This is a genomic window from Georgenia muralis, from assembly GCF_003814705.1.
Taxonomy (GTDB): Bacteria; Actinomycetota; Actinomycetes; order Actinomycetales; family Actinomycetaceae; genus Georgenia; species Georgenia muralis.
Map to the genome: position 1 here is coordinate 3,739,082 of NZ_RKRA01000001.1, position 24,987 is coordinate 3,764,068.

The window sequence follows — 24,987 nt, forward strand, 5'->3', positions numbered from 1 at the left end:
GGTGGGCCGGGTGAGGAAGGTCGGGGGTGGGGTGAACTTCACCCTTCGACCCTAACGGCGGCCACCGACGTCGCGCCCGGACCCGCGCACCGGTGGGTGTGCGTCAGGTTTGTGGTGTCGGGCTCGTGGTCGTGGGCCAGAGGAGGTCGTCGCGTCTGGATTGGTGGAGGGTGCGGAGGGCGAGGACGGGGTCGAGGCCGTGGATGGTCCAGTGCATGCCGGCTCGTTTTGCGCGTTGTTTGACGATGGTGTTGCAGGCGGCCTCGACGGGTCCGGAGCCGATGTAGTAGCCGTTGGCGCGGAAATCGGCGTACTGCATGCGGTGGTGATTGGTGGTGAAGTAGGCGACCTCGGTGGCGGCGGGGCGGGCCAGGTCGGGGGCGTGGTCGGATAGGTCGAGGCGGTCGACGGCGGCGGCGATCGCGGCGGTGTGGCCCAGGTCGAGCTGGTCGACGAGGTCGGCCTCGAACGCGCCGGGGTCGTCCAGGACGAGGGTGAGGAGCTTGGTCAGGTCGGCGAGGTGCTCGCGGGCGTGGAAGTAGTCCACGATCTGGGTCGCGTGGGTGAAGTGGGTATCGGCGATGTTCCAGATCCATTTGGCGCCGTCGCCCAGGACGATGGGTTGGCGGATGTGGTCGAAGCCGCGCCGGTGGTACTCGGCCTTGGCGTGGGTGGCGAAGGTGGCGGCGGGTTCGAAGGTGGAGATGTAGGTCGCGGAGTCGGGGTCCTGCACGGGCTCGCCGGTGGCCGGGTCGCGGCCGGACTGGGTGAAGAAGCAGCCGATCTTGACCTCCCGCGTCCCGGCTCTGCCGCCATCCTTGCCGGGCCGGCCGGTGGTCTCGCTGGGCAGCATGGGGGCGCCGGTGCCGTCCAGCACGATGTAGCACACGTCCGGGCCCTCACCCGGTGCGGGCGCGGGCGTGGCGGTGGCTCTGGCCGCGGTGGTGTGCTCGGCGCCGATCAGGACCCGGGCCCGTCGTCCCTGGGCCCGGGTGGTCCGGGCCAGGGTCGAGGTCGAGGCCAGGTCCAGGCCCGTCACGGTGGCGATGAACTGTCTGGACTTCTCGTACGGCATCTCGGCCCCGGCCAGCGCGCAAGCCCGGGACAGGCCCGGTGACAGGCTCGTGCCGGCCACGTCCAGGACGAGGTCCAGGGGGGCGAACCCCTCCCGGCAGGTGGCGCAGTGGTAGTAGCCACGGCTGAGCTGCAGGGCGCCGAGCAGGGTCCGGACCGTCCGGGCGCGCCGGGTGACCAACCGCGCGCCGTGCCCCTGGCCCGGGCACGGCGCCTGGGTCGGGGTGTCCCGGCCGGCCCAGTCGATGACCCCGGCGAGCGCGGCCAGCCCGATCCGTGCCCCGGCTTGCTGGGCGGCGCGCTCGATCGCCTCCAGCACGCCCTGCTCCCCGCCGCGCAGCAGGCCGGCCGCGCCATGGACCAGCCGGCGGGCCTCGGCCGCGGCGAGCTCGCCGACCCGCTCGGCCAGGACGCTCAGCTCTTCGGGGTCGCAGAGCCCCCTTTTTTCCCGTCCGTCCCGGAAGGGGCGACGCGGCGCGAGCGAGGCCCCGGGGGCCCGACCCGGGCCCGGCACAACGCCTCGTTGATCTCCACGTAGTCCTCCACCAGCGCCGCGAACTCGGCGTAGTGGTCCAGCTCGGCGCGGACCTGGTCGATCTGGTCGACCGGGACGTACTGCCCGCGCGAACCCTCGCCCTTGACCGTACGGGTCCACAACCCGCGCGGCCCGTGGCCCTGCTCGCCCGGGCGGGCGCACCGGCACGTCGCCCGCCCGCACTTGCGGTAACCGACCTGCAACGACCCGCGCCGGAACGCCGGCACCGCGGCGATCCGGTCCAGAACCAACGAGCGCAGCTCGGCCAGCTCCCGCTCGCTCTTCCTCGAGTAGTCCTTGCCCATCACTACCCCCCGATGCTGATTATGCTACCCACAATCAGCATATGGAGCCACCAGCACAAACACCCTCAACGACACGGCCACGACTCACACCCCGCACCGGTTGTGGACGAGCGCTCAGCGTTCGTCGTCCTCACGGTGGTGCAGCTCGGCGACGGCCCGGAGCTTCTCCATGTCGAGGCGGTCGGCGGCGGCGACGGCGAGCCGCACGGGCGTCAGCGCGGTGAGGGTGGAGGTGCGGGTGCCGCCCTCGAGCACGGCGCGCTCCCCCAGCACCGCTCCGGGACCGACCTGGGCGATCTCCCTGCCGTCGACGTCGACCGTGAGGACGCCGTCCAGCACGAGGTAGATCTCGGTGCCAGGCTCGCCCTGGCGGGTGACGGTGGCTCCCGCGGGGAGGCGGCGGATCTCCGGCCGTTCGCCGCCGTGCATGATGCCGCCGGAGAGCTGACGCTCCAGCGCGCTCTCGGCCTCGACGACGAGCGCCTCGGAGTCCAGGTTGCCCCAGGGGGTGCGCGGGCCGAAGGAGTGCGCCAGCCACGAGTCCAGGTCGGTGAGCCCCGACTTCAGGCTCAGCGCACCGTCGGGGCCGTAGACCCAGTGCCGGGGGAACGCGGACGCGCCGGGCATCGCGACGTCGACCTGGCCGTCGGGGTGCAGGGTGAGCGCGAGGGTCGTCCACACGATGGGGGCCTGCCACATCGCGAACGGCGCGTGCGGCACGGGCCGCGGCAGCGGCACCCCGGTACGGCCGCCGACCGTCTGGGTGAAGTGGACGCTGCCCTGCTCGACCACCGGCTCCTCGCGCAGGGTGGGCAGCGCGTAGCCGCCGAAGGTGGCGCCCACGGAGGCGACCCGCACCGTCGTCGAGCCCATGACGACCCCGGACTCCGGCGCGAAGCCCCACTCCAGGGGCGTGCCGGTCTCGTCGAAGTCCGCCCAGGCGGACAGGACGTTGGCGAAGCGGAAGCGGTCGTCGGCGCGCAGCCGGTGGACCTCCTCCGCGCCGCTGAGGTGGTCCACGGGCGGGGCGTCGTAGTGCGAGAGTCCCAGGTCCATCCCGGCCTTGAGCCACCCCCGCATGGAGTCCGACGGGATCCAGGACAGGGAGGTGATGGTGGACTCGACCCGCATGGTGTGCTCCGCCCGTCGGTGACGCGATGGTCGTCATTCAACACGAGGCGGCGCTTGCCGGTCGAGGGTTCACGCACCAGGCGACGACCGGGCTCCGACCGGCCTCCGACCGGGCGCACCAGGTCGCCCAGGTGGTCGTCGACAACAGCCACCGTGGCAACCTCACCTGCAGCAGTCGCACCAGGGAGGAACGCCGCGCTCGTCAGCGCGAGTCGGTCCCCTCACCATCGCCTCGCCCGGACCCGGCCGGCGCGTCGACGAGGACGAGCGCCTCGTCGACGGCGGCGTCCGCGTCGAGCTCCGCCCCGGCGGCGCGGTCACGGTCCCAGTCGCCGTGGCCCTCGCGGACCTCCCCGACGGCGGCGGCGAACCACGCGCGGTCCGGGGCCGGCAGAGGCAGGTCCGCGCGGGCGCGCATCTCCCCCGCGGCGCCCACGAGCCGGGCGGCGGCCCTGGCGCGGCCGCGCTGGGCGGCGACCACGGCGGCGTGCTCGACGACGATCGCGGTGAGGTCCACGTCGCCCATCGAGGCGATCTCGCGACCGTGGCGGCGCAGCACCGCGGCGGCGTCGTCGGTGCGGCGCTCGTGCAGGTGGGTCCCGGCGATGTTCACGCGGGTGACGGCGATGCCCCACCGGTCGTCCAGCTCGAGGGTGTGCCGGAGCACCCGGTGGAAGATCTCCAGCGCCTCCGCCGGCCGGCCGGTGTCGAGGTGCACCAGGGCCAGGTTCGACATGGCGCTGCACTGGCGGATGCGGTCGCCGACCCGCTCGGCGACGGCGGCCGCCTCCGTGAGCAGCTCGCGCGCCTGGTCCGGCTCGCTGAGGACCCGGTGGACCACGCCGAGGGCGTTGAGCTCGCGGGCGACGCCGGCGTCGTCGCCCGTGCGCCGCCAGTACTCCAGGCACTCGGTGAGGAGCTCACGCGCCGCCGGCACCTCGCCGTGCTCGAGGAGCAGCACCCCGAGCCCGTGCAGGGCCCCGACGAGGTCCGCGGACTCGACGTCGCTGGCCACCTGGACGGCCTGGGCCAGCCAGCGCCGGCCCTCGGCCTGGTAGCCGCAGCCGTACCAGAACCAGCCCAGCTCCTCGCACAGCCGCAGGGCCAGGCCCAGCGCGCGTGGCGACCCGTCCGGTCCCGCCCCCAACGCCCAGCGCAGCGCCCCGCGCAGGTTGCTCAGCCGGTCCTCGATGCGACCCCGGGCGCGCAGGTACTCCGGGCCGCGCAGCCGCGGGACCTCCCGCTCGACGATGGCGAGGAAGTGCTCGGCGTGCCGCCGTCGGACGTCCGGGGCCTCGCCCGCCTCTGCGAGCCGCTCCCGGCCGAAGTCGGCGATGGTGCGCAGCAGCCGGACCCGCGGCTCCCCGTCGGGTCCTTCGGCGACGACGACGAGGTTGACGTCCATGAGCGCCGCGACCGTGTCGAGCGGGTCGTCCTCGTCGCCGAGGAGCGCGGCCACGTCGTCGAGGTCGAACTCCCCCTCGAAGACGCTGAGGTGCCGCAGCGCCCGCTGCCGCGCGGGGTCGAGGAGGTCGTAGCTCCAGGCGACGGCGTCGCGCAGGGTTCGCTGCCGGCCCGGCCGGCCTGCCTCGGACGCGGCGATGCCCAGGCTCTGGTCCAGGCGGGCCCGCATGGCCCGCGGGCCGAGCAGCTTGGCGCGGGCGGCGACGAGCTCGATGGCCAGCGGGAGCCCGTCGAGGCGGCGGCAGATGGCCGCGACGTCCTCGGCGTTGTCGGGCCCGACGGCGAATCCCGGGCGCACGAGCCTGGCGCGCTCGGCGAAGAGGGTCACCGCCGGCGAGCCCGCGACCGGCCGGCCGGGTCCGGGGACCGCGAGCGGGTCGAGCGGGTGCTCGTGCTCGCCCACGACGTGCAGCGCACGGCGGGACGTCGCCAGGACGCGCGGCCCGGCGTCGGCGAGCGCGCGCACGACCTCCGCCGCGTCGGGGATCTGCTCGAGGTTGTCCAGGACCAGCAGGACCCGGCGGGGCGCGAGGTGGGCGAGCACCATCTCGGGGGTGAGCTCCGCACCGGCCAGGCCCACCGTCTCGGCCACCGTGGTCCACATGACCTTGCCCGTCCGCACCGCCGCGAGGGAGACGAAGTAGACGCCGTCGGGGAAGGCGGCCTCCAGGCTCGCCGCCACCGCCATCGCGAGGCGGGACTTGCCCACCCCGGCCGGCCCGGTGAGCGTGACGACCGCGCCGGGACCGCCGGTGACGAGGCGCGTGAGGTCGGCCAGCTCCGCCTCCCGGCCGACCAGCGAGGTGCGCGGGACCGGGACGTTCGAGCCCGAGCCGAGGCTCCGGGGCGGCGGGAAGTCCGCCGGCAGGTCGTCGTCGAGGAGCTGGAAGAGACGCTCCGGGTGCGGGAGGTCCTTGAGCCGGTGGGCACCGACGTCGGCGGCGCGGGCGCCGCCGTCGCCGCGCACCAGCTGCCACGTCGCCTCGGTGAGCAGAACCTGGCCGCCGTGGGCGGCCCCGCACACGCGGGCGGCGCGGTGGACGTCGAGGCCGACGTAGCCGTCCTCGTGGCGGACCGGCTCGCCGGTGTGCAGGCCCATGCGGACCCGCACCTGGACCCCGCCCGGCCACGTCGCGGCGGTCAGCTCCCGCTGGGCCTCGCGCGCGGCGGCGACGGCGTCGGCGGCGGAGGCGAAGGTGACGAAGAAGCTGTCGCCCTCGGTGCCCATCTCGTGCCCGTCGTGGCGTCCGACGGCGGCGCGCACGATCGAGCGCTGGAGCGAGAGCACCTCCGCGTACCGGGGCCCGAGGTCGCGCAGGACCGCGGTGGAGCCCTCGATGTCGGTGAACAGCATCGAGACGGTGCCCTCGGGCAGGTGCGTCACGGCCACCCCACGGTTCGCGACCCCATGCCCTCTCCCGTCCACCGGCCCTGGGGCCATTGAACAGCAGACGACGCGCGACGGGGTGCAGCTGGATGTCCGGGAAGTCGTTGGCAGCGCCGCACCGCCGCACTAGGCTGCGACGCGCAGGGGGGCCTGCCACCACGAGCACTCCCAGGAGCCACGTATGTCGACCTTCGAGACCGACGAGCCGTTCGAGAACACCGACGCCGAGACCGACGCCGAGACCGAGGCGGTGCGCGGCCGCCCCGAGAGCAAGGACCACCACGACAAGGGCCTCAAGGGCGGCAAGGACGGCGAGAAGCACATGCTCTGACGGCGCCCAGCGACCGTCCGACGCACCCGGACCAGCACCTCCCAGACCCCTCCGTCTGCGCCCCCGTCGTAAGCGTCCTCACGCCTTGCACGTGAGGACGGCCGCGCCCGTTCTCACGCGTCAGCGCGGATCCACCCTCGGCGGACCGGGTCCGACCTCGTACGCGCGCGGGACCGGGTCCGCCCTCGACGCGCCCGGCGGCCCCCGCCCGGACCCTTCGTTCCGGTATGTCCGGTACTACCCGCCAGCATGCCGCCAAGATCTCTCGACATAGAGACTTTCGTCCCTGGCGGGTGCTACCTTGACGCCGTTCACGCCGCTGTGAGCCCGTTCACACACCGATGGGGGTCCGTGCATGACGCACTCGCACTACGACGCGGAGGCGCATCTGCCGCCGCACCACAACCCGCTCCCCGAGCTCGTCGAGGAGGAGCGGACGCGCGAACCCAGCGCCGAGGACTTCACCCGGGTGCAGTCGTCGGAGGAGTTCGTCCACCTGCGCAAGTCCTTCCGGAGCTTCGCCTTCCCGATGACGGCGGTGTTCCTCGTCTGGTACTTCGCCTACGTCCTGCTGTCGACGTACGCCGAGTCGTTCATGTCGACCAAGGTCCTCGGCAACCTCAACCTCGGTCTGCTCCTCGGCCTGGCCCAGTTCGCCTCGACGTTCCTCATCACGTGGCTCTACGTCCGCCACGCCAACAAGTCGCTGGACCCCGTCGCGGCGAAGCTGCGCGGCGAGCTGGAGGGTGAGATCTGATGGACGTCGGAAACCCGTGGCTGAACATCGCGATCTTCCTCGCGTTCGTCGTCGTCACCCTGGTCATCGTCATCCGTGTCTCGCGCACGACGACGTCGGTCAGCGACTTCTACCACGGCGGCCGAGCCTTCTCCGGCCGCCAGAACGGCATCGCCATCGCCGGTGACTACCTCTCGGCGGCGTCCTTCCTCGGCATCGTCGGCGCCGTCGCGCTCTACGGCTACGACGGCCTGCTGTACTCCATCGGCTTCCTCGTCGCCTGGCTCGTGGCGCTGCTCCTCGTCGCCGAGCCGCTGCGCAACACCGGCAAGTACACGATGGCCGACGTGCTCAGCTTCCGCATGAAGCAGCGCCCGGTGCGAACCGCCGCGGCGACCTCCACGCTCGCGGTGTCCTTCTTCTACCTGCTCGCCCAGATGGCCGGCGCGGGCGGCCTGGTCGCACTGTTGCTGGGCATCGACGGCAAGTTCGGGCAGGGCCTGGTCATCGCCGTCGTCGGGGCGCTCATGATCGTCTACGTCCTCATCGGCGGGATGAAGGGCACCACCTGGGTGCAGATCATCAAGGCCGTGCTCCTCATCATCGGCGCCGGCGTCATGACGATCTGGGTGATGGCCCTCAACGGGATGAACCTCTCCGAGGTCGTCGGCTCCGCCATCTCGGCCCACCCCGAGGGGGCACGGATCGCCGAGCCGATGCTGCAGTACGGGGCTTCGGGCACCTCCAAGCTCGGGTTCGTCTCCCTGGCCATCGCGCTCGTCTTCGGCGCTGCCGGCCTGCCGCACGTGCTCATGCGGTTCTACACGGTGCCCACCGCCAAGGAGGCACGCCGCTCGGTCACCTGGGCGATCGGTCTCATCGGCGCGTTCTACCTCTTCACCCTCGTCCTGGGCTTCGGGGCGGCCTACCTCGTGGGTGCCGACGCGATCCGCGCGGCGCCCGGCGGGGCGAACTCCGCCGCCCCGGCGCTGGCGTTCGAGCTCGGCGGCACCCTGCTGCTGGGGGTCATCGCGGCCGTCGCCTTCGCCACGATCCTCGCGGTCGTCGCGGGTCTGACCATCACCGCCGCCGCCTCCTTCGCCCACGACATCTACAACGGTGTCATCAAGAACGGCGAGGCGGACCCGGCCCAGGAGGTCAAGGTCGCCCGTCGCACGGCGGTGACCATCGGGGCGATCTCGATCGTCGGGGGTGTCCTGGCGAACGGGCAGAACGTCGCGTTCCTCGTCTCGCTCGCCTTCGCCATCGCGGCGAGCGCGAACCTGCCGTCGATCCTGTTCTCCCTGTACTGGAAGCGGTTCAACACCCGCGGGTCGGTGTGGAGCATCTACGGCGGTCTCGTCAGCGCGCTCGTGCTCATCATCTTCTCCCCGGTCGTCACCGGTTCGGAGACGGCGATGATCCCGGGTATCGACATCGCCTTCTTCCCGCTGTCGAACCCCGCGCTCGTCTCGGTCCCGCTGGGCTTCTTCCTCGGCTGGCTCGGCTCGGTCACCTCCGCCGAGCACGACGTGGCCAAGCAGGCCGAGATGGAGGTCCGGTCGATGACCGGTGCCGGCGCCGAGAAGGCCATCGTGCACTGAGTCCGCGCGCAGCGACGACGGCGGCCGGGTCACCCGGCCGCCGTCGTTCGTCCGCCACCCCGTGCCGCCGCGACCCGCATCCCCGCCGCCGCAGCTGACGCGGTGCGGACGACGCGGTCGGGCTCCCCGCGCGGATCTCGCGGTGCGGCTCACCCGCCGCGGCCCGGCGGGGATGCTCTCAGAACGGGGCGACCCGGGGAACCGTCGGGAAGATCTCGTCCAGCTCGGCCAGGTCCGCCGCGGACGGCACCCACGCGGCCGACACCGCGTTCTGGTGCACCTGCTCCGCCGACGTCGCGCCGGCGATCACCGAGGCGACGGCCGGTCTGGAGGCGAGCCACGAGAAGGCGACCTCGACCTCGCTCAGCCCCCGGTCGCGCGCGAAGGACCCGAACCGCGCGAGCTGGTCGAAGTCGGTGTCCTCGAGCAGGTGCTGGCGAGTCCGGGTGAGGCGGCTGCCCTCGGGGGCGGTGCCGCGCGAGTACTTCCCGGTGAGGAGGCCGTTGGCCAGCGGGAAGTACGGCAGGACGCCCAGGCCGTAGGCCTGCGCGGCCGGCAGCACCTCGAGCTCGGCTCGCCGGTCGAGGAGGTTGTAGTGGTTCTGCGCGGAGACGAAGCGGGTGAGCCCGCGGGCCCTGGCCACGTGCTCGGCGTCGGCGATCTGCCAGCCGGCGCGGTTGGAGTGGCCGACGTAGCGCACCTTCCCGGCGCGGACCAGGTCGTCGAGGGCCGCCAGCGTCTCCTCGACGGGGGTGCACGGATCGGGCGCGTGGAGCTGGTAGAGGTCGATCCAGTCGGTGCCGAGCCGGCGCAGGGACGCCTCGACGGCCCGCATGACGTAGCGCCGGGACCCTCTCGCCCCGAAGTCGGCGCCGTTGACGCCGTTCATGTCCATGCCGAACTTCGTCGCCACGACGACGTCCTCGCGGCGTCTGCCCAGCGCGCGCCCGAGCAGCTCCTCACTGAGCCCGGGCTCGCGACCGTAGACGTCGGCGGTGTCGAAGAGCGTGATCCCCGCGTCGAGCGCCGCGTGCACGACCTCCGCAGCGCCCCCGGCGCTCTCGGTCCTCGTGCCGACGCGGCCGAGGTTGTTGCACCCCAGGCCCACGACGGAGACGGACAGGCCTGAGGTGCCGAGCTGGTTGAGATCCATGCTCCCGACACTATCGACCGTGTGGCGTCCGCTCAGGTCCGGGGCACGATCCCCAGGTGCGCGAGCTGGGTGCGGGCGCTCTGGCCGGCCGCCGACTCCAGCGCGGGGTCGACGTCTCCGTAGACCCGCCGGACGACGTCCTCGGGGGTCCGGGCGCCGGCGGCCACGGCGGCCCGGACCTCGGCCAGCCGGGCGTTGCGGTGGGTGCGGATGTTCTCCAGCGCCGCGGCCGGCTCGTCCACGTGGGGACCGTGGCCGGGAGCGATGGAGCTGACCTCCCTGCGGGCGAGGGCGAGGAGCCGGTCGAGTGTGGCGAGGTAGGCGGTGACGTCGCCGTCCGGCCACGCGAGGACCGTGCTGCCCCGTCCCAGGACGGTGTCCCCGGTGAGGAGCAGGCCGTCGGCGGGGAGCAGCAGGCACACCGAGTCGGCCGTGTGTCCGGGCGTGGTGAGCACCGTCAGGCTCAGCGCACCGGCGGCCAGCCGCTCGCCGTCGGCGAACGGCTCGCCCCGCCCGGCCCCGCGGACCGGGGCACCGGTGCGCTCGGCGAGCGCGTCGGCCCCGGCCGTGTGGTCCCGGTGGTGGTGGGTGAGCACGACGAGGGCGACCCGTCCGCCGTCGGCGGTGGCGACCTCGAGCACCCGCTCCAGGTGACCGGCGTCGTCCGGGCCGGGGTCGACGACGACGACGTCGGTGCCCTCGCGCAGGACGTACGTGTTCGTGCCGTCCAGGGTCATCGGGCCGGGGTTGGGGGCGAGCACACGGGTGGCCCGCTCGCTGACCTGCCGCACCGTCGTGGCGTCCATGGTCCGGAGCATACGGCGCAGGGCACGGCCGGGAGCGGGACTCGGGTCCGGCCGCGGACGTGCCCCGGCCGACGGGACGGCAGGCGGCGGGCGGCGGGGCGGACCGGGCCGGGTCAGTCGACCCGTACCCGCACGCCGTGCCAGCCCGTCGCGCCGTCGGGCAGGACCGGGCGGGTCTGTCCCGTCTGGACCTCGCCGTCCTGGTCGGTGGCCCGCACCTCGAGGAGGTGCTCGCCCGCACCCGCCCGCCACCGGTAGACCCACTGCCGCCAGGTGTCGACGTCGAGCTCCCCCGCCAGCTCGGCGTCCTCCCACGCCCCGCCGTCGACACGGACCTCGACCCGCGCGATCCCCGTGTGCTGCGCCCACGCGACGCCGGCGACCGCGATCTCGCCCGTCGCGAGCGAGGCCCCGGACCGCGGCACGTCGATGCGGGAGGAGATCTTCACCGGCCCCCGCTCGGACCACCCGCGGTCGGTCCAGTACGCGGTCTGGTCCGCGAAGCGGGTGACCTCGAGCTCGCTCACCCACTTCGTCGCCGAGACGTACCCGTAGAGACCGGGTACGACCAGGCGCACGGGGTACCCGTGCTCGGGCGGCAGGGGCTCGCCGTTCATGGCGACGGCGAGGAGGGCGTCGCGCCCGTCGGTGAGGACCTCCAGCGGGGTCGAGGCTGAGAAGCCGTCGACGCTGCGGGACAGGACCATGTCCGCCCCCGCGGTCGGGCGGGCGCGGGCGAGGACCTCGCGCACGGGGACACCGACCCAGGCCGCGTTGCCGATGAGCGGCCCCCCGACCTCGTTGGAGACGCAGCACAACGTCACCCACGCCTCGGTCAGCGACTCGGCGAGGAGGTCCTCGTAGGTCAGGACGACCTCCTCCTCGACCATGCCGTGCACCCGCAGCTGCCAGGTGGTCGCATCGACCCGCGGGACGATGAACGCGGTGTCGATGCGGTAGAAGTCGTCGTTGGGCGTCACGAGCGGCGTCAGCCCGGCGACGGCGAGCTCGGCGCCGGCGGGGACCGGCGGGGCGGGGACGTCCGGCTCGGGCAGGGCGACGGCGGGCGGCGCGGGCCGTGCGGTCGAGCGGGCGACGGCAGCCGCCGCCACCGCGACCCCGGCGAGGAGCCCGGCACCGATGAGGAGGGTGCGCCGGGCCGGGTCCGGGCGCGTGACGGGCTGTCCAGCGGCGGGCCCGACGGGCGAGGCCGGCGTCGAGCCGTCGTGCGCGGTGCCGTCGCGGCCCGGCGCGCCCCGCTGGGCGAGCCCGGCGTCCCGCGGCGTCAGCGCGGCGTCCCGCGGGGTCAGCGCGGGCAGCGCGAGCACGCCGACGACCGTGGCGGCCAGGACGGGCCACACCGCCGGCGCCCCGCCGTCGGGACGTGACACCGTCGCCAGGGCTGCGACGGCGCCCAGCACCGCCACCAGCGCGCCCCCGGCAAGACGCCGGCGACGCTCCTCGGTCCCGGCGACGGTGGCCAGCGCCGTGACGACGACGGCGATCCCGGCGCCGAGGGCGACCTTGTCCGACGTCCCGAACCAGGCGATGGCGAGGTCCTTGAGCCAGCCCGGCGTGAGGTCGATGAACGCCTCGGCGACCGCCTCGACCGGGCCGGGGCCCGTGCCCGCCAGCGCGGCGAGGACCTCGGCGAGAGCGATGGTGACGCCGGTGACGGCGATCCCGAGGAGCGCCGCCGCGCCGCGGCCGGTCATGCAGGCAGCCTACCGGGGTGGCCACGAACCCGGTGGGGGCGAGGCGCGACCGGGGAACCGCGACGCTCCCGCGCGACGGCAGAGCTCAGCCGGACGGGGCCCGCTCGGCGTCGTGCATCCGCGGGTCGGCGTACTGCAGGACCAGCCACGGGCTGAAGGCCCACGGTGCGGAGGAGACGGCGAGCGCGAGGTCCGCCCGAGCCACCCAGCGGTACTCAGCCACCTCGCCCGGCGCGGGACGGGGCACGCCGGCCGCGGTCGCGGTGAACACCGGGCAGACCTCGTTCTCGACGACGCCCGAGGCGTCGACGGCCCGGTAGCGGAAGTCCGGCAGGACGGGCCGGACGTCGGCGACCTCGAGGCCGAGCTCGTCACGCCCGCGGCGGTGGACGGCGTCGACGATGTCCTCCCCCGGGCCGGGGTGCCCGCAGAAGGAGTTGGTCCAGACTCCGGGCCAGGTCCGCTTGGTCAGGGCCCGCCGCGTGACGAGCACGCGGCCGGCGCGATCGACGACGTGGCAGGAGAACGCCAGGTGCAGCGGGGTGTCGGTGGTGTGGACCGTGGCCTTGTCCGCCGCCCCGACGGGGCGACCCTCGTCGTCCAGCAGCACCACCAGCTCGCCGTCGCCGCTCGCCTCCGGCACGCGGGCCACCGTCCTCTCGTGCGCCCGCGGGCGGGGCGCTCGTCCCCGCGATCCTACGGCGGCCCCCCGCCCGCCCCGCCACAGGTCCACCATGGGAGGGACGGCGGTCTGGAGGCCCGGTGACCGATGCTGACGGCACGTCCGGCGCGTCCTCGAAGCAGCAACGACGACCTCGCCCTCGTCATGGGGATGAACCGGCTGCGCCGGGGCCACGTCGACCTCGACGCGGGCGTCGAGCCGGACCTCATCACCGGGACGACCGAGGACCCTGCCGGCGTCGGCCGGACGTGCCGGACGTACACGATGGTCGGTCGGCGCAGCGCGAGCCAGCTCTCCGGGAGCACGGCGCTGTTGCTGCTCGTCGTCGACGTCCTCGTCGCCGGGGTGTTCGCCGCCCTGGTGGCCGGGTCGTGGGACCTCGAGCGACCGGTGGGCCTGCTCGGGCTCCTCGGCGGGGCCGCCTACGTCCTGGTCGTCGCCGCGCTCAATGCGTCGCACCTTCGCCCGCGACCACCCGGACTTCACCGGCGTGCCGACCTCCGAGCCGTCACCGTGAGCCGCCGCGGCGAGCCCGCGTGCGGTCCGGGCCCGCGGTCGACGCCGCTGCGCGGTCGTGAGCCCGGACCGCGCCCACCGCCCCGGACCTTCCGCTCCGGTGCTCCGGCGCCTACCGTGGACATGTCCGGTTCGTCCGTCCCGGCCGGTGACCCGGCCCCGCAGGGAGGGAGCTCGCGATGACGCGACGCCCGATCGGAGTTCTCACCGCCGCGCTGGTGCTGCTCCTCACCGCCCCGGCCGCTGCCACCCCGTACCCCGACCGGCTCGAGCTGCCCGCCGGGTTCCAGCCGGAGGGGATCGCCATCGGGGCCGGTCCGACCGCCTGGCTCGGCTCCCTCGCCGACGGCGACATCTACGCCGTCGACCTACGCACCGGCGCGGGCGAGGTGGTCAGCGAGGGCCCGGGCACGCCGTCGGTCGGTCTCGCGGTCGACAGCCGCGGGCACCTCTTCGTCGCGGGCGGCCCGGCCGGTGACGCACGTGTCGTCGACACCGCCACCGGCGAGGTCCTGGCCACCTTCGCCCTCACCGGTGAGAGCACGACGTTCGTCAACGACGTCGTCCTCACCCGGGAGGCCGCCTGGTTCACGGACTCCTTCAGGGCGGTGCTCTACCGGGTGCCGCTCGGACCGGCGGGCGCCCTCCCAGACCCGGGCGAGGTCACCGAGCTCCCGCTCACCGGTGACTGGGAGCAGCTGGCCGGCTTCAACGCCAACGGCATCGAGACCACGCCGGACGGCAAGGCGCTGCTCGTGGTGAGCTCCGCCACCGGGGTGCTGCACCGCGTGGACCCGGCCACCGGCGAGACCCGGGCCGTCGACGTCGAGCCGCTGCCCGCGGCCGACGGCCTGCTGCTCCAGGGCCGCACGCTGTACGCCGTGCAGAACGCGGTCGGGGAGATCGCCGTCGTCGAGCTCGACCCGGCCGGCACACGCGGCACCAGCGTCGACACCCTCACCAGCCCCGACCTCGACGTCCCGACCACCGTCGCGGCGTTCGGGTCGGACCTCTACCTGCCCAACGCCCGGTTCGGGACGCCCCCGGCCGGGGCGGTGTACTGGGTCACCGCCGTCGACCGGTGAGGGCGGCGTCCCGCCGCGCCGCCTCCGCTCTTGGTCGCCTCAGCGCTCGGCCGCCTCAGCCCTCGGTCGGTGCGCCGCCGCGGGCGTCGAGCATCTCGCGCAGCACCGTCAGCTCGGCCTCCTGGGCGGTGACGATCGCGCCCGCGAGGTCGCGCACGACGTCCTGCTCGGCCAGGTCCACCGCCGCCTCGGCCATCTCCACACCGGCCTCGTGGTGCGGGATCATCAGGCCCAGGAAGATCCGCTCCGCCTCCGCACCGTCGGCCTCGGCGAGCGCGGTGAGCTCGTCCCGGGTCGCCATGCCCGGCATGAGCCCGTCGGGGGCGGCGCCGTGGTCGCCGTGTCCCGTCATCCACGCCATCGGCTCCGCCGGGCCCGACTGCGGCAGGCCCCACGTCTCGAGCCACGCGTGCATCTGCCCGGCCTGCTGCTGCTGGGTGAGCACGATGTCGAGCGCGAGCTGGCGCACCTCAGCGTCCTCGGTCGCCTCACGCACAAGCACCCCCATCTCGACGGCCTGGAGGTGGTGGACCCGCATGTCCCGGGCGAACCCGGCGTCGGCCGACCCCTCCGCCGGGGTCGCCGCCGACGGTGCGAGCCGGGTGCCGGTGAGCAGCCCGCCCACCGCGCCGAGCGCCACCAGCAGCGCGGCGACGGCGACGAACGTGCCCTGGCGACGCGCTCCGCCCGCGGCCGGTCCGACCTGCTCGTCCGAGTCGTCGGGCAGCGTCGTGGTGCCTGGCATCAGGCGGGCGTCCCGACGCCGCCGAAGCAGGCGGCGCCGGGCTCGGGCGTCTGCGCGCCCTGGAGGTACCGCTCGAGGAAGACCTCGAGCCGCTCGTCGCCCGCGTCCTCGACCTGGAGCTGGATACCCCACGCGCTGGCCACCACCGGGGCGGGCATGTCCGCCTCACCCGGGCTGAGGAGGCCGTACGCCTCTCCCTCGACGAGGTCGGTGAGAACCTCGACCTGCTCGGCCGGGAGGTCGGGGTCGTAGGTGATCCACGCGGCGCCGTGCTCGAGGGAGTGCACCGCGTTCTCGTTCGGGACGGGCTCGGTGTAGACCCCGCAGTTGAGCCACGCAGGGTTGTGGTCACCGCCGACGGGCGGCAGCGGCTCGTACGCCACGGCCGTCTCGACGTGGTTCGAGGTGAGCTCGGTGAACTCCTCGACGCCGTCGATCGGCGCGTTCGCCGCGGCCTCGACGGCGGCGCGCTCCCGCGAGGCGTTGACGAGCGGGACGGCGACCGCCGCGACGAGGGCGAGGCTCAGCCCCGCGGCACCACCGACGATGACGTTGCGCTGGCGCCGGTCCCTGCGCTGCTGCTCCGCCCGCATGGCGGCCACCTGGGCCGCGCGGTCCTTGGCGTCCACCTTGCGGCTGCTCACGTGGGGTCCCCCAGAAGTTGTGCTTTCACCTCGATGCTAACCCGGGCGTCGGCCACGGGCCAAGAACGTCCGAGCGCGCGGGGGCGAGAAGGCCGACCGCGACGGGCGCGCTGATGACCCCGGAGCGTGCGGCGCGGCGAACTGCGACGGCCGCCTCGTCGGGGAGGTCGACCGTCGCGCCGGGCGCCAACGGTCCGTTCAGGGGTACTACGGTGCCGCGCGCTCCCTGGTGAAGGTCCAGGTGGCGCCACGTCCTCGTGGGCGCCGCGCCACACGTTAGGCAATCCTCGGTCGGGGCTGGCGGGACCTAGGTCCTCCCGCGGTGGAGACCGGGACCTCCGGGCCTGTCCGACCCCGTTGCGGGTGGCAGGCTGAGAGGGACCGTCGAGGTCCCGGCACCGGCGCCGGGCGGGCAGGAGGACATCCCATGAGCACTCAGAACGTCCCGCCGGGTGCGGTGGTCGTCGGTGTCGACGGCACCGGGAAGGACCGTCGTGCCCTCGCCTGGGGTGCCGTCGAGGCCGCGCGCCGCCGGACCGGTCTGCACGTGCTCTACGCCTACCCGTGGACCGTCTTCGCCAGCGAGTACGGGATCGCCCCGAGCGCGGAGATCCTCCGTGACGCCTCGTCCGTCACGGACGCCGCCGTCGACGAGGCGCTGGAGTCCGTCCCGGGCCTCGACGTCACCACCCAGGTGGTCGTCGCCGACGCCGCCGTCAGCCTGGTGACGGCGTCCGAGCAGGCCTCGGTCGTCGTCCTGGGGGCGCGCGGGCGCGGGGCGGTCGCCGGCGCGCTGCTGGGCTCGGTCTCGCAGTCGGTGGCCGCCCACGCGCACGGGCCGGTGGTGGTCATCCGGGAGCACGGGGGCGCACCCGACGGCCCGGTGGTCGCCGGGGTGGAGCCTGCCCAGGGAGCGGCCGCCGTCCTGGAGTTCGCGTTCGACCAGGCGCGTGCCCACGGCGTGGGTCTGCGGGCCGTCCACGCCCACTCCCTCGCGTCGCTGCGCACCGACTTCTTCGGGGCGCGAACCGAGGAGTTCCTGGCCCTGGCCGCCGAGCAGGTGGTGGTCACGGAGCGGTCCGCCATCGACGCGCTCGTCGCGGCCGAGGCCGGTCGGGGCGTGGCGGTCGAGGTGGTCGACGTCGAGGGCCACCCGGTCGACGTCCTCGCGGAGGAGGCCGTCGCAGCCAGCCTCGTCGTCGTCGGCAGCCGTAGCCGCAGCGGCCTCGCCGCGCTGCGCCTGGGCTCGGTCAGCCGGGGGGTGCTGTGCCGTGCCCCCGTCGTGGCCGTCGTCCGGGTGCCGGTCACCGGGGGGTAGCGCACCACCCGCTCCGGACCCTTCCTCCACAGCCGGGGTCCGCACCGTGCGCCGGGTGCTGCGGTGCACGGCGGGCACGCGCGTGGGTGGGGAGCGCTTTGCTTCCCTCAAGGAGGCGAACCCCATGACCAACGAGTCGCTGCAGTCGCTGAACGTCAACACCCTCATCGGCAACACCCGCCACCGGGGAACGGCCTGGCACTACCGCGCCGATCTCCAGGGCGAGGAGCCCAACCACTATCCCGGTCCCATCCCTGTCGAGGACGTCGCCCGACGGCTCTTCGGGTGGGACGCCCTGACGCGCCGGATCGCCGTCGAGGTGCCGGCCGACGTGCGGTCGATGACCCACGTCAGCTCCACCGGTGCCCCCATGCGCTGGGTGGACGTGCCCGGCCGCAAGGCGGTGGTGCGCTCGGACCGTGACGACGGCGCCGTCCTGGGCGTCTTCACCGACGCCTACGTCCCCCACCAGTACGCCCAGTACCTGCTGCGGACGCTGTCGGACATCCTCGACGACTCCCTCTCCATCAGCTCCGCCGGACTGCTCAAGGACGGCGCGGTCGCCTGGGTGGAGGTCTCCGTCCCGGAGTCGATCGTCACGCCCGAGGGTGTGGAGTTCCGGCCGAACCTCCTCGCGACGACGACGCTCGACGGCTCACTGGCCACGACGTACAAGCGCACGGTCACCGACGTCGTGTGCGACAACACCCGCAACGCCGCCCTGCGCGAACGGGGCGAGCACGTCAAGATCCGCCACTCCCGCAACTCCCTGCTGCGGCTGGACGCCGCCCGGCAGGCCCTGGCGATGGTCCACACCACCGCGGAGGGGTTCGCCGCCGAGGTCGCGAGGCTGTGCCGGATCGAGGTCGACCACCGCACCTGGAGCCGGTTCCTCGACTCCTGGGTGCCCCGGACCGCTGCGGACGGTGCCAGGCTCGCTCCGCAGGCGGCCCGGATGGCCGAGCGCAAGCGGGAGGCCCTGGCCGGGCTGTACGCGCACGACCAGCGCGCGGCGCCGTGGGCGGGGACGGCCCACGCGGTGCTGCAGGCGGTCAACACCTACGAGCACCACCTGAGCCCGATGCGCGGGACCTCACGCCCGCAGCGCAACATGCTCCGGACCGTCAGCGGACGGTACGACAGCCTCGACCGTGCGGCGTGGCAGACCCTGGAGAAGGTCCTGGCCACGGTCTGAGCGCCCGGGCCGCGTCACATGGCCCGAGCCAGGCTGCGTCATATGGCCCGCGCCAAGCTGCGACGCAGCGCCCAGGACCCGATCAGCAGCAGGACCACGGCCATGGCGGCCAGCACCCCGAGCTCGGGGGCGACGTCGGACCTGCGTCGTGCCGCTGGATCTCGGCAAAGGCGTCGTGGCCCCAGGGGTGCGGGGTGATGTGGGCGGCTGCAGCTCAGACCATCGGGCAGCCGGCGCACCAGGGCTCGTGACCCGGGCGCGCCCGACCCGCGCGATCGTCGCACACCGACGTTCGCGTCAGCGCGCCTGGCGACCGGCAAGGTCCGACCGTCGGCGACACACCTACCGTAGAGATACCCCCGGGCGTATCAACGAGACCTACGTCCCGCCCGGATCCCTAGAGGCTTCGCGGACGGTAGGCGGCGACGAGCGCGTCGAGGAGCCGGTCGGTGTCCTCGTCGACCGCACGCCGGGCGGGGTCGGCGTCGTACCAGTCGACGATCTCGCGCGCGCCCCGGGCGAAGGGCACCTTCGCGGAGAAGTCGGGGACGAGCCGGCGCACCTTGGCGTTGTCGAAGATGACCGAGTGGGCCTTGTCGCCGAGCAGGGACGCGCCGAGCTCGGGGTCGGCCGCCGCGATCGCCTCCGACGCGACGTGCACCAGGCGCGGCTCCACGCCGGCCGCCTCGGCCATGAGCGTGTAGATCTGGTTCCAGGTGAGCACCTCGTGGGAGGTGATGTGGAAGGCCTCGCCGATCGCGGACGTCGCCCCGAGCAGTCCGGTGAAGCCTGCGGCGAAGTCGCTGTTGTGCGTGAGGACCCACAGCGACGTGCCGTCCCCGGGGACGACGACCTCGGCGCCGCGCCGCATGCGCTCGACCGTCGTCCAGCCGCCGGGCAGGGGCACCATCGTCGCGTCGTAGGTGTGCGAGGGCCGCACGATCGTCGCCGGGAAGCCGTCCTCGCGGTACTCGCCGACGAGCACGTCCTCCGCGGCGATCTTGTTGCGGGAGTAGCCCCAGAAGGGGTTGCGCAGCGGGGTCGACTCGGTGATGGGCAGCCGGGCCGGCGGCGTCTGGTAGGCCGAGGCCGAGCTGATGAAGACGTACTGCCCGGTCCGTCCGGCGAAGGTCTCCACCGCTGCGCGCACGTGCGCCGGCGTGAAGGCGAGGAAGTCGGCGACGACGTCGAAGGTCTCCTCGGCCAGCGCGTCGCGCACCGCGGGAAGGTCGCGCACGTCGGCCCGCAGCTCACGCACCCCCGCAGGCAGGGGGCGGGTCGTGGACCGGCCACGGTTGAGCACGGTGACGTCGAACCCGTCGTCCGCCGCCCGGCGCACGCACGCCGAGCTGATGACGCCGGACCCGCCGATGAACAGGGCCTTCATGGTTCCTCCTCGTCGCGGTCGGGATCTCGGCCGCTCACCCATGCTGCCAGCAAGGCCGCGCGGGCGCCGACCGCTGCCGGCAGAGGTCAGCGCGCGCCCACCGACGACAGGGCCTCGACGACCCGGGTCATCGGGGAGCCGAGGTTCCACCGCTCCGCCAGCGCCAGGACCGCCTCGGGGTCGGCGGGGGTGGCGGGCAGCGCGTCGTCGACCTGCCCGACCGGGGCGTCGCGCGCCACCCGGACCACGAGGGGCGCGACGTCGAGGTAGTCCCGGGCCGCGCGGAGCCGCGCCCGCTGGGTGGCCGAGACCGTCCCGTCCTCGGCGTCGACGGCAGCGCGGAGGCCCGCGAGGCTGCCGTGCCGCGCGAGGAGCCCGGCCGCCGTCTTCTCCCCCACGCCGGCGACCCCGGGCAGCCCGTCACTGGGGTCGCCGCGCAGGATCGCCATGTCGGCGTAGGCCTCGCCCGTCGCGACGCCGTAGCGCTCGCGCAGCCGCGCCTGGTCCACGTGCTCGAGGTTCCGCAGCCCGCGGGCGGTGTACAGCACGACCACCCCGGCGTCGTCGTCGACCAGCTGGAAGAGGTCGCGGTCCCCGGTGACGATCTCCACGCCCCCGCGCGCCCGGGACGTGACCGCCCGGTCGGTGAGGGTCCCGATGACGTCGTCGGCCTCGTAGCCGGGGGCACCCACCCGCGCGACCCCCAGGGCCGCGAGCGCCTCGACGATGACGGGCACCTGCGCGGTCAGGGCCGGCGGCACCTCCTCGCCGCCGTCGGCGGCGAGCCGGTACTCCTTGTAGGACGGGATCACCGCGACGCGGAAGGCCGGGCGCCAGTCGTCGTCCCAGCACGCGACGAGGCGCGACGGCCGACGGTCGGTCACCAGGCGCGCGATGGTGTCGAGGAACCCGCGGACCGCGTTGACGGGGGTGCCGTCCGGGGCGGTGACGGAGTCCGGGACCCCGTAGAACGCCCGGAAGTACAGCGAGGCACTGTCGAGAAGCAGCAGCGGGCCGGTCGAGGTCATGGGTCCAGCATGCCCTGCGGGCGCCGCCCGAGGGCGCGCCCGGTCCTCAGGGGCCCACCGAGGGTGCGCGGGCCTCAGGCGCCGGCCGCGGCCGCCGTCGGGGTGGCGGTCGACACCGCCGAGCCTCGCCGGCGCCGCGAACGACCCAGGACCAGCGGCGACCACCACGGACCGCGCGCCTCGCGCGCCACCCGGCGGGCCTCCTCGCGTCGCCAGGCACCCTCGTCGTAGCTCCACTGGTTCCGCAGCCGCTCCTGCGTGAGCACCATCTCCACGATCTGTCCGCTCTCCACGTTCTCCTCCTCGTCGGGGTCCTGCCGACCCGGTCGGGCCGGCGTGGCGTCCTGCGCCGGACACGACGATCCCGGCCGGCGCCCGGCCCGCGCATCGGGGGCGCATGCCCATCTACCGGGGACCGGGTGCCTACGGCAGCGCCGCCCCACCGAGATGGGCACCCCCGTCCGGCGAGATGGGCAGCGGCTACCGATGTGGCGCCCGGCGGCGGGTGTCCGGCCAGCTTCCAACCGACACCCAGGAGGACTTCCATGAACCAGGTCACCACCGAGGCCACGACCCGCAACGGGGTCAACGCCGCGACCCTTCTCGCCACGCTCGACGCGGTCAGCGCCGATCCCGCGATCGCCGACTTCCGGTTCCGTGCGCACAAGCGCTGGGTCAGCGGCACGCACAGCCAGGGACGGATCAGCGGGTTCTACGGCGCCGGCCAGGAGATGAGCCACCTGCGCGAGACCGTCCTCGACGCCGACCACCCACAGGTGCTCGTCGGCAAGGACACCGGGCCCACGCCGGTGGAGTACGTGCTGCACGGCCTGGCCGCGTGCCTCACCGCAGGGCTGGAGAACATCGCCGCCGTCCGCGGGATCACCCTGACCTCCGTGGAGTCGACCGTCGAGGGTGACATCGACCTCATGGGGATCCTGGGGCTCTCCGAGAACACCCGCAACGGCTTCTCGCAGGTGAGGGTGCACTCACCATCAGCGGCGACGCACCCGAGGAGGTGCTGCGGGACCTGCTCGAGCGGTCCGCGGGCCGCTCCGCCGTCCTCGACGTCGTCACCGACGGCGTCCCGGTGACGATCGACGCCACCCTCCGCTGAGCGGCTCGGCCTCGCCGGGGACCGGTCGGTTCCCGGCATGGCCCGCCAGGAGAGGGACGCACGTCCGCACGATCATCATCGGTGCCGGCCAGGCAGGTCTCGCGCTGACCCGCGAGCTGACCGAGGCCGGGCAGGACCACGTCGTCCTCGAACGCGGCCGGCCCGCGGAGCGCTGGCGCAGCGAGCGCTGGGACTTCTTCCGACTACTCAGCCCCAGCTGGCTCACGCGCCTGCCGCACTACCGCTACACCGGCCCGGACCCCGACGGGTTCATGACCGGCGCCGAGGTCGTCGACTTCGACGTGTACGTGCGCTCCTTCGACCCGCCGCTGCTCACCGGTGTGGAGGTCACCGCCGTCGCGGCGTCCACACGGGGCCGGAAGGTGCGCACCGCCCCCGGCGCTCGCTGGTCGGCCGAGAACGTCGTGGTCGCCACCGGCCACTACGACGCACCCTCGGTGCCCGCGCCGGCACGTGACCCCCCGAGGGACGTCCACCAGCTGCACACCTCCGGGGTACTGAAACCCGCACCCTGCCCGGCGGCGCCGTCCTCGTGCCGGCCGGCGACCTCACGGGCGCCGTCGGTGCGCTGCTCCGCGACTGAGTGGCCGGACTCCCGGCGGGTGCGACCCCGCCTACAGTGGCGCCATGAGCCACCCCACCGCCCTGCACGAGCAGATCCTCGCCGAGGAGTCCGAGCTCCGCTTCACCTCCTTCACCCGCCGGCACGCCTGGGAGCTGGGCTGCCTGCTCCGGGACGCGGCGCAGGACCGGTCGCTGCCGATCGCGATCGGGATCATGCTGGGCGAGCAGCGCGCCTTCCACACGGCACTGGACGGCTCGAGCGCGGACAACGACGCGTGGCTCGCCCGCAAGATGGCGGTCGTGCGCCGCTACGGCCGCAGCTCCTTGGGCGTCGGCGAGCAGTTCCGGGTCGGCGGGAGGGACTTCGACACCGACAGCCGTCTCGACACCGACCGGTTCGCCGCGCACGGCGGTGCCTTCCCGCTCACCCTGGCCGGCGGGGAGATCGTCGGGGTCGTCGGCGTCTCCGGGCTGCCGCAGCGGGAGGACCACGCCTTCCTCGTCGAGCAGCTCAGGGTCTACCTGGGGCGGTAGCTCCGGGCGTCGTGCGGCGCGGTGTCACGCCCGCCGCGACCGCCGCGGCGTACACGGCGTCGCGCCGTACAGCTCACGGCGTCGCGCCCGCCGCGCCTAGCCAGTCGCGCACGCGCCCGGCCCAGCCCTCGCGCCCCCGGGCGAGCACCGCGGCGAGGAGCAGCCGGGCCTGCCAGTGGGAGAGGTCGCCCGCCATGACCGCTCCCGCCGCGGCGAGGTCGGCTCCCCCGCCGGCGTAGAGGCCCGCGACGGCGCCGGACCCGGTCCGGGACGTCACGACCACGGGCAGCCCCGCGCCGAGGAGCTCGACGAGCACCGCCGTGACCGGCGGGGTGGTGTTCCCCGCGCCGAACCCCGCCACGACCAGCCCTTCGGCCCCGTCCCGCACCGCCGCCTCGACGGCAGCGGCGTCGGCGCCGAGGTACTGGGGCACGACCGTCACCCGCGGCAGGTCGACGGCGTCCATGGGCAGGATCGGGGCGGGCAGCTCGGGCCGGGCGTGGCGGCGCACCCCGGTCTCGTCGACGTGCCCGAGGGGGCCGCGGGTGGGTGCGGCGAACGCCTCGAGACCCAGCGACTTGGCCTTGTGGGTCCCGATGGCCGGCAGCACCGCATCGGCGAAGGCGATGGTCACCCCGGTGCCCCGGCTCGTCGGCGACGCGGCCCAGGCCAGGGCGGCGGCGAGGTTGCGGGGCCCGTCCGGGGCGGCGTCGTCGAAGGGCCGCTGCGACCCGGTGAGGGTGACCGCCCGCTCGGTGTCGTGGCCGAGGGCGAGGAGGAACGCCGTCTCCTCCATCGTGTCGGTGCCGTGGGTGACGACGACGCCGTCGGAGGTCACCAGGGCCTCCCGGACGGTCCGGACGAGCCGGAGCACGCGCGGCACGGTCAGTGCCGAGGAGTCGACCCCCTCGACGTCGCGGACCACCACGTCGACCTCCAGCGGCCAGACGGTCCGGGCCCGCTCGAGGAGCTCCGCCCCGGCGGCCCCCACGGTGAGCCCGCGCGCGCTCCTGCGGGCCGCGATGGTCCCGCCGGTGGCGAGCAGGGTGATCATGGTGCCTCCTGGGGACGAGATGCCGCGGGTCAGGCTACCGAGCGCCACCGCCCCGTGCGGCACTGGGCGAACTGGCAGGTCCGCGTCAGCGTCCTCCCAGGTCGCGGAGGGAAGGTGGTGCTCGCGGGATTCGACGACCGGGCCCCCGCACCCGAAGAGACGGATGGAAGACATGAAGCGCACACTCTCCGCCCTGGCCGCCGCTGGGGCCCTGGGGATCGCCGGGGTCGCCGGGGTCGCCCTGCTGCCCGCGGGCGCCGCGACGACCAGCGGGACGACCACCGAGGAGGACTCCGGCTCCTTCCTCGCCGACCGCGTCCAGCGTGTCCGCGACGCACTCGCCGGTCTCGTGGAGGACGGCACCATCACCGAGGACCAGGCCGACGACGTCGCCGAGACGCTCGGTTCCTCCGACGCCCGCGGCGGCCACGGTCTGCGCATGCTCGCACTCGGCAGCGCCGCGGAGGCGCTCGGGCTCGACGAGGACGCGCTGCGCGAGCAGCTGGTCGACGGCGCGACGCTCGCCGAGGTGGCCGAGGCGCAGGGGGTCCCGACCGCCGAGCTCGTCGACGCCCTCGTCGCCGCCGCCGGCGAGCGGATCGACCAGGCGGTGGCCGACGGCGACCTCGACGAGGAGCGTGCGGCCGACCTGCGCGCGGACCTCGAGGGCCGCGTCACCACCGCGGTCGAGGAGGGACTCCCGATGGGTGGGCCTGGACACGGCCCCGGCGGGCACCGCGGGATGGCCGGCCTGACCGACGAGGGCACCTCCGACGACGACGCCACGACGGACGACGCCACGGCGCAGACCTCGGCCTGGCGGGCCTGACCGGCGCGCCGGAGCCGGACGGTGGGG

General features: G+C 74.4%; 24 protein-coding genes and 1 pseudogene. 11 read left to right on the forward strand and 14 right to left on the reverse strand.

Annotated features, from left to right (window positions below; genetic code table 11):
• Positions 1-103 precede the first annotated feature (103 nt).
• From EDD32_RS16870 to EDD32_RS16885, 4 genes are all read right to left on the reverse strand, one after another.
• Positions 104-1,588, reverse strand: a complete 1,485-nt coding sequence (locus EDD32_RS16870) for an ISKra4 family transposase (protein ID WP_123919351.1) — start codon at positions 1,586-1,588, stop codon at positions 104-106.
• On the reverse strand, positions 1,489-1,914 hold the full coding sequence (locus EDD32_RS16875) for a DUF6788 family protein (RefSeq protein ID WP_123919353.1): 426 nt from the start codon (positions 1,912-1,914) through the stop codon (positions 1,489-1,491). The genes EDD32_RS16870 and EDD32_RS16875 overlap by 100 nt, the downstream gene beginning before the upstream one ends.
• A gap of 114 nt (positions 1,915-2,028) precedes the next feature.
• Positions 2,029-3,045: a cyclic nucleotide-binding domain-containing protein gene (locus EDD32_RS16880; protein WP_123919355.1), complete on the reverse strand. Its 1,017-nt coding sequence runs from the start codon at positions 3,043-3,045 to the stop codon at positions 2,029-2,031.
• 202 nt (positions 3,046-3,247) lie between these two features.
• Positions 3,248-5,893 (reverse strand): ATP-binding protein, encoded by a 2,646-nt coding sequence (locus EDD32_RS16885; RefSeq protein ID WP_170175337.1) that lies wholly within the window; start codon positions 5,891-5,893, stop codon positions 3,248-3,250.
• 184 nt (positions 5,894-6,077) lie between these two features.
• On the opposite strand from EDD32_RS16885, the gene EDD32_RS18950 reads away from it, so the two are divergent.
• The 3 genes from EDD32_RS18950 (at position 6,078) to EDD32_RS16895 (ending at position 8,567) form a co-directional block, all read left to right on the forward strand.
• Positions 6,078-6,227, forward strand: coding sequence for a hypothetical protein (locus EDD32_RS18950; RefSeq protein WP_170175338.1), 150 nt, complete (start codon positions 6,078-6,080; stop codon positions 6,225-6,227).
• Positions 6,228-6,582: 355 nt separating this feature from the next.
• The gene (locus EDD32_RS16890) at positions 6,583-6,984 is read left to right on the forward strand and encodes a DUF485 domain-containing protein (protein ID WP_123919359.1); all 402 of its coding nucleotides are present in this window, start codon (positions 6,583-6,585) and stop codon (positions 6,982-6,984) included.
• Positions 6,984-8,567, forward strand: coding sequence for a solute symporter family protein (locus EDD32_RS16895; RefSeq protein WP_123919361.1), 1,584 nt, complete (start codon positions 6,984-6,986; stop codon positions 8,565-8,567). Before EDD32_RS16890 ends, EDD32_RS16895 begins: the two co-directional genes overlap by 1 nt.
• A gap of 178 nt (positions 8,568-8,745) precedes the next feature.
• Here EDD32_RS16895 and EDD32_RS16900 read toward each other — a convergent pair whose 3' ends face one another.
• From EDD32_RS16900 to idi, 4 genes are all read right to left on the reverse strand, one after another.
• The gene (locus EDD32_RS16900; protein ID WP_123919363.1) at positions 8,746-9,720 is read right to left on the reverse strand and encodes an aldo/keto reductase; all 975 of its coding nucleotides are present in this window, start codon (positions 9,718-9,720) and stop codon (positions 8,746-8,748) included.
• A gap of 32 nt (positions 9,721-9,752) precedes the next feature.
• Positions 9,753-10,526 (reverse strand): MBL fold metallo-hydrolase, encoded by a 774-nt coding sequence (locus EDD32_RS16905; RefSeq protein ID WP_123919365.1) that lies wholly within the window; start codon positions 10,524-10,526, stop codon positions 9,753-9,755.
• Positions 10,527-10,639: 113 nt separating this feature from the next.
• Positions 10,640-12,241 (reverse strand): molybdopterin-dependent oxidoreductase, encoded by a 1,602-nt coding sequence (locus EDD32_RS16910; protein WP_123919367.1) that lies wholly within the window; start codon positions 12,239-12,241, stop codon positions 10,640-10,642.
• Positions 12,242-12,326: 85 nt separating this feature from the next.
• Positions 12,327-12,884: an isopentenyl-diphosphate Delta-isomerase gene (gene idi, locus EDD32_RS16915; protein WP_246006196.1), complete on the reverse strand. Its 558-nt coding sequence runs from the start codon at positions 12,882-12,884 to the stop codon at positions 12,327-12,329.
• A 126-nt stretch (positions 12,885-13,010) separates the two neighbouring features.
• Between idi and EDD32_RS16920 the strand changes: the two genes are divergently transcribed.
• Together EDD32_RS16920 and EDD32_RS16925 are read left to right on the forward strand one after the other, a co-directional pair.
• Positions 13,011-13,622 (forward strand): hypothetical protein, encoded by a 612-nt coding sequence (locus EDD32_RS16920; RefSeq protein ID WP_123919371.1) that lies wholly within the window; start codon positions 13,011-13,013, stop codon positions 13,620-13,622.
• Positions 13,619-14,524, forward strand: a complete 906-nt coding sequence (locus tag EDD32_RS16925) for an SMP-30/gluconolactonase/LRE family protein (protein ID WP_123919373.1) — start codon at positions 13,619-13,621, stop codon at positions 14,522-14,524. Before EDD32_RS16920 ends, EDD32_RS16925 begins: the two co-directional genes overlap by 4 nt.
• Positions 14,525-14,579: 55 nt before the next feature.
• Here the strand turns inward: EDD32_RS16925 and EDD32_RS16930 are convergent, their stop codons facing one another.
• Both EDD32_RS16930 and EDD32_RS16935 read right to left on the reverse strand, forming a co-directional pair.
• On the reverse strand, positions 14,580-15,269 hold the full coding sequence (locus EDD32_RS16930; RefSeq protein WP_123919375.1) for a DUF305 domain-containing protein: 690 nt from the start codon (positions 15,267-15,269) through the stop codon (positions 14,580-14,582).
• Positions 15,269-15,913 carry a thioredoxin-like domain-containing protein gene (locus EDD32_RS16935; protein ID WP_123919377.1) on the reverse strand — a complete coding sequence of 215 codons (645 nt, stop codon included), beginning with the start codon at positions 15,911-15,913 and terminating at the stop codon, positions 15,269-15,271. The genes EDD32_RS16930 and EDD32_RS16935 overlap by 1 nt, the downstream gene beginning before the upstream one ends.
• 427 nt (positions 15,914-16,340) lie before the next feature.
• On the opposite strand from EDD32_RS16935, the gene EDD32_RS16940 reads away from it, so the two are divergent.
• Complete coding sequence (locus EDD32_RS16940) at positions 16,341-17,231, forward strand: universal stress protein (protein ID WP_123919379.1); 891 nt, start codon at positions 16,341-16,343, stop codon at positions 17,229-17,231.
• Between the two features lie 124 nt (positions 17,232-17,355).
• Positions 17,356-18,426, forward strand: coding sequence for a DUF932 domain-containing protein (locus tag EDD32_RS16945; RefSeq protein WP_123919381.1), 1,071 nt, complete (start codon positions 17,356-17,358; stop codon positions 18,424-18,426).
• Between the two features lie 397 nt (positions 18,427-18,823).
• On the opposite strand, the gene EDD32_RS16950 is transcribed toward EDD32_RS16945, so the two are convergent.
• From EDD32_RS16950 to EDD32_RS16960, 3 genes are all read right to left on the reverse strand, one after another.
• Positions 18,824-19,813 carry an SDR family oxidoreductase gene (locus EDD32_RS16950; protein ID WP_123919383.1) on the reverse strand — a complete coding sequence of 330 codons (990 nt, stop codon included), beginning with the start codon at positions 19,811-19,813 and terminating at the stop codon, positions 18,824-18,826.
• Between the two features lie 86 nt (positions 19,814-19,899).
• Positions 19,900-20,841 (reverse strand): 5'-3' exonuclease, encoded by a 942-nt coding sequence (locus EDD32_RS16955; RefSeq protein ID WP_123919385.1) that lies wholly within the window; start codon positions 20,839-20,841, stop codon positions 19,900-19,902.
• 74 nt (positions 20,842-20,915) lie between these two features.
• Positions 20,916-21,134, reverse strand: coding sequence for a hypothetical protein (locus EDD32_RS16960; RefSeq protein WP_123919387.1), 219 nt, complete (start codon positions 21,132-21,134; stop codon positions 20,916-20,918).
• Positions 21,135-21,386: 252 nt separating this feature from the next.
• Between EDD32_RS16960 and EDD32_RS16965 the strand changes: the two genes are divergently transcribed.
• From EDD32_RS16965 to EDD32_RS16975, 3 genes and pseudogenes are all read left to right on the forward strand, one after another.
• Complete coding sequence (locus tag EDD32_RS16965; RefSeq protein ID WP_211338874.1) at positions 21,387-21,935, forward strand: OsmC family protein; 549 nt, start codon at positions 21,387-21,389, stop codon at positions 21,933-21,935.
• A gap of 97 nt (positions 21,936-22,032) precedes the next feature.
• Positions 22,033-22,362 (forward strand): annotated as a pseudogene (locus tag EDD32_RS20045) (pyridine nucleotide-disulfide oxidoreductase); the annotation flags it as partial.
• Positions 22,363-22,606: 244 nt separating this feature from the next.
• Positions 22,607-23,077 carry a heme-degrading domain-containing protein gene (locus EDD32_RS16975; protein ID WP_123919389.1) on the forward strand — a complete coding sequence of 157 codons (471 nt, stop codon included), beginning with the start codon at positions 22,607-22,609 and terminating at the stop codon, positions 23,075-23,077.
• 73 nt (positions 23,078-23,150) lie between these two features.
• Here the strand turns inward: EDD32_RS16975 and EDD32_RS16980 are convergent, their stop codons facing one another.
• A complete protein-coding gene (locus EDD32_RS16980; protein WP_123919391.1) occupies positions 23,151-24,131 on the reverse strand; it encodes an asparaginase domain-containing protein in 981 nt (326 codons plus the stop codon).
• A 172-nt stretch (positions 24,132-24,303) separates the two neighbouring features.
• Here EDD32_RS16980 and EDD32_RS16985 point away from each other — a divergent pair, with 172 nt between their 5' ends.
• Positions 24,304-24,960 carry a hypothetical protein gene (locus tag EDD32_RS16985; protein WP_123919393.1) on the forward strand — a complete coding sequence of 219 codons (657 nt, stop codon included), beginning with the start codon at positions 24,304-24,306 and terminating at the stop codon, positions 24,958-24,960.
• The last annotated feature ends 27 nt before the right edge of the window (positions 24,961-24,987 follow it).

What these genes read in the sequence shown, in the direction of transcription:
- EDD32_RS16875 (WP_123919353.1), bottom strand. Translation starts at nt 1,914, where the DNA reads ATGGGCAAGGACTACTCGAGGAAGAGCGAGCGGGAGCTGGCCGAGCTG.
- EDD32_RS16880 (WP_123919355.1), bottom strand. Translation starts at nt 3,045, where the DNA reads ATGCGGGTCGAGTCCACCATCACCTCCCTGTCCTGGATCCCGTCGGAC.
- EDD32_RS18950 (WP_170175338.1), top strand. Translation starts at nt 6,078, where the DNA reads ATGTCGACCTTCGAGACCGACGAGCCGTTCGAGAACACCGACGCCGAG.
- EDD32_RS16890 (WP_123919359.1), top strand. Translation starts at nt 6,583, where the DNA reads ATGACGCACTCGCACTACGACGCGGAGGCGCATCTGCCGCCGCACCAC.
- EDD32_RS16895 (WP_123919361.1), top strand. Translation starts at nt 6,984, where the DNA reads ATGGACGTCGGAAACCCGTGGCTGAACATCGCGATCTTCCTCGCGTTC.
- EDD32_RS16900 (WP_123919363.1), bottom strand. Translation starts at nt 9,720, where the DNA reads ATGGATCTCAACCAGCTCGGCACCTCAGGCCTGTCCGTCTCCGTCGTG.
- EDD32_RS16905 (WP_123919365.1), bottom strand. Translation starts at nt 10,526, where the DNA reads ATGGACGCCACGACGGTGCGGCAGGTCAGCGAGCGGGCCACCCGTGTG.
- EDD32_RS16910 (WP_123919367.1), bottom strand. Translation starts at nt 12,241, where the DNA reads ATGACCGGCCGCGGCGCGGCGGCGCTCCTCGGGATCGCCGTCACCGGC.
- EDD32_RS16920 (WP_123919371.1), top strand. Translation starts at nt 13,011, where the DNA reads ATGCTGACGGCACGTCCGGCGCGTCCTCGAAGCAGCAACGACGACCTC.
- EDD32_RS16925 (WP_123919373.1), top strand. Translation starts at nt 13,619, where the DNA reads ATGACGCGACGCCCGATCGGAGTTCTCACCGCCGCGCTGGTGCTGCTC.
- EDD32_RS16930 (WP_123919375.1), bottom strand. Translation starts at nt 15,269, where the DNA reads ATGCCAGGCACCACGACGCTGCCCGACGACTCGGACGAGCAGGTCGGA.
- EDD32_RS16940 (WP_123919379.1), top strand. Translation starts at nt 16,341, where the DNA reads ATGAGCACTCAGAACGTCCCGCCGGGTGCGGTGGTCGTCGGTGTCGAC.
- EDD32_RS16945 (WP_123919381.1), top strand. Translation starts at nt 17,356, where the DNA reads ATGACCAACGAGTCGCTGCAGTCGCTGAACGTCAACACCCTCATCGGC.
- EDD32_RS16950 (WP_123919383.1), bottom strand. Translation starts at nt 19,813, where the DNA reads ATGAAGGCCCTGTTCATCGGCGGGTCCGGCGTCATCAGCTCGGCGTGC.
- EDD32_RS16955 (WP_123919385.1), bottom strand. Translation starts at nt 20,841, where the DNA reads ATGACCTCGACCGGCCCGCTGCTGCTTCTCGACAGTGCCTCGCTGTAC.
- EDD32_RS16965 (WP_211338874.1), top strand. Translation starts at nt 21,387, where the DNA reads ATGAACCAGGTCACCACCGAGGCCACGACCCGCAACGGGGTCAACGCC.
- EDD32_RS16975 (WP_123919389.1), top strand. Translation starts at nt 22,607, where the DNA reads ATGAGCCACCCCACCGCCCTGCACGAGCAGATCCTCGCCGAGGAGTCC.
- EDD32_RS16980 (WP_123919391.1), bottom strand. Translation starts at nt 24,131, where the DNA reads ATGATCACCCTGCTCGCCACCGGCGGGACCATCGCGGCCCGCAGGAGC.
- EDD32_RS16985 (WP_123919393.1), top strand. Translation starts at nt 24,304, where the DNA reads ATGAAGCGCACACTCTCCGCCCTGGCCGCCGCTGGGGCCCTGGGGATC.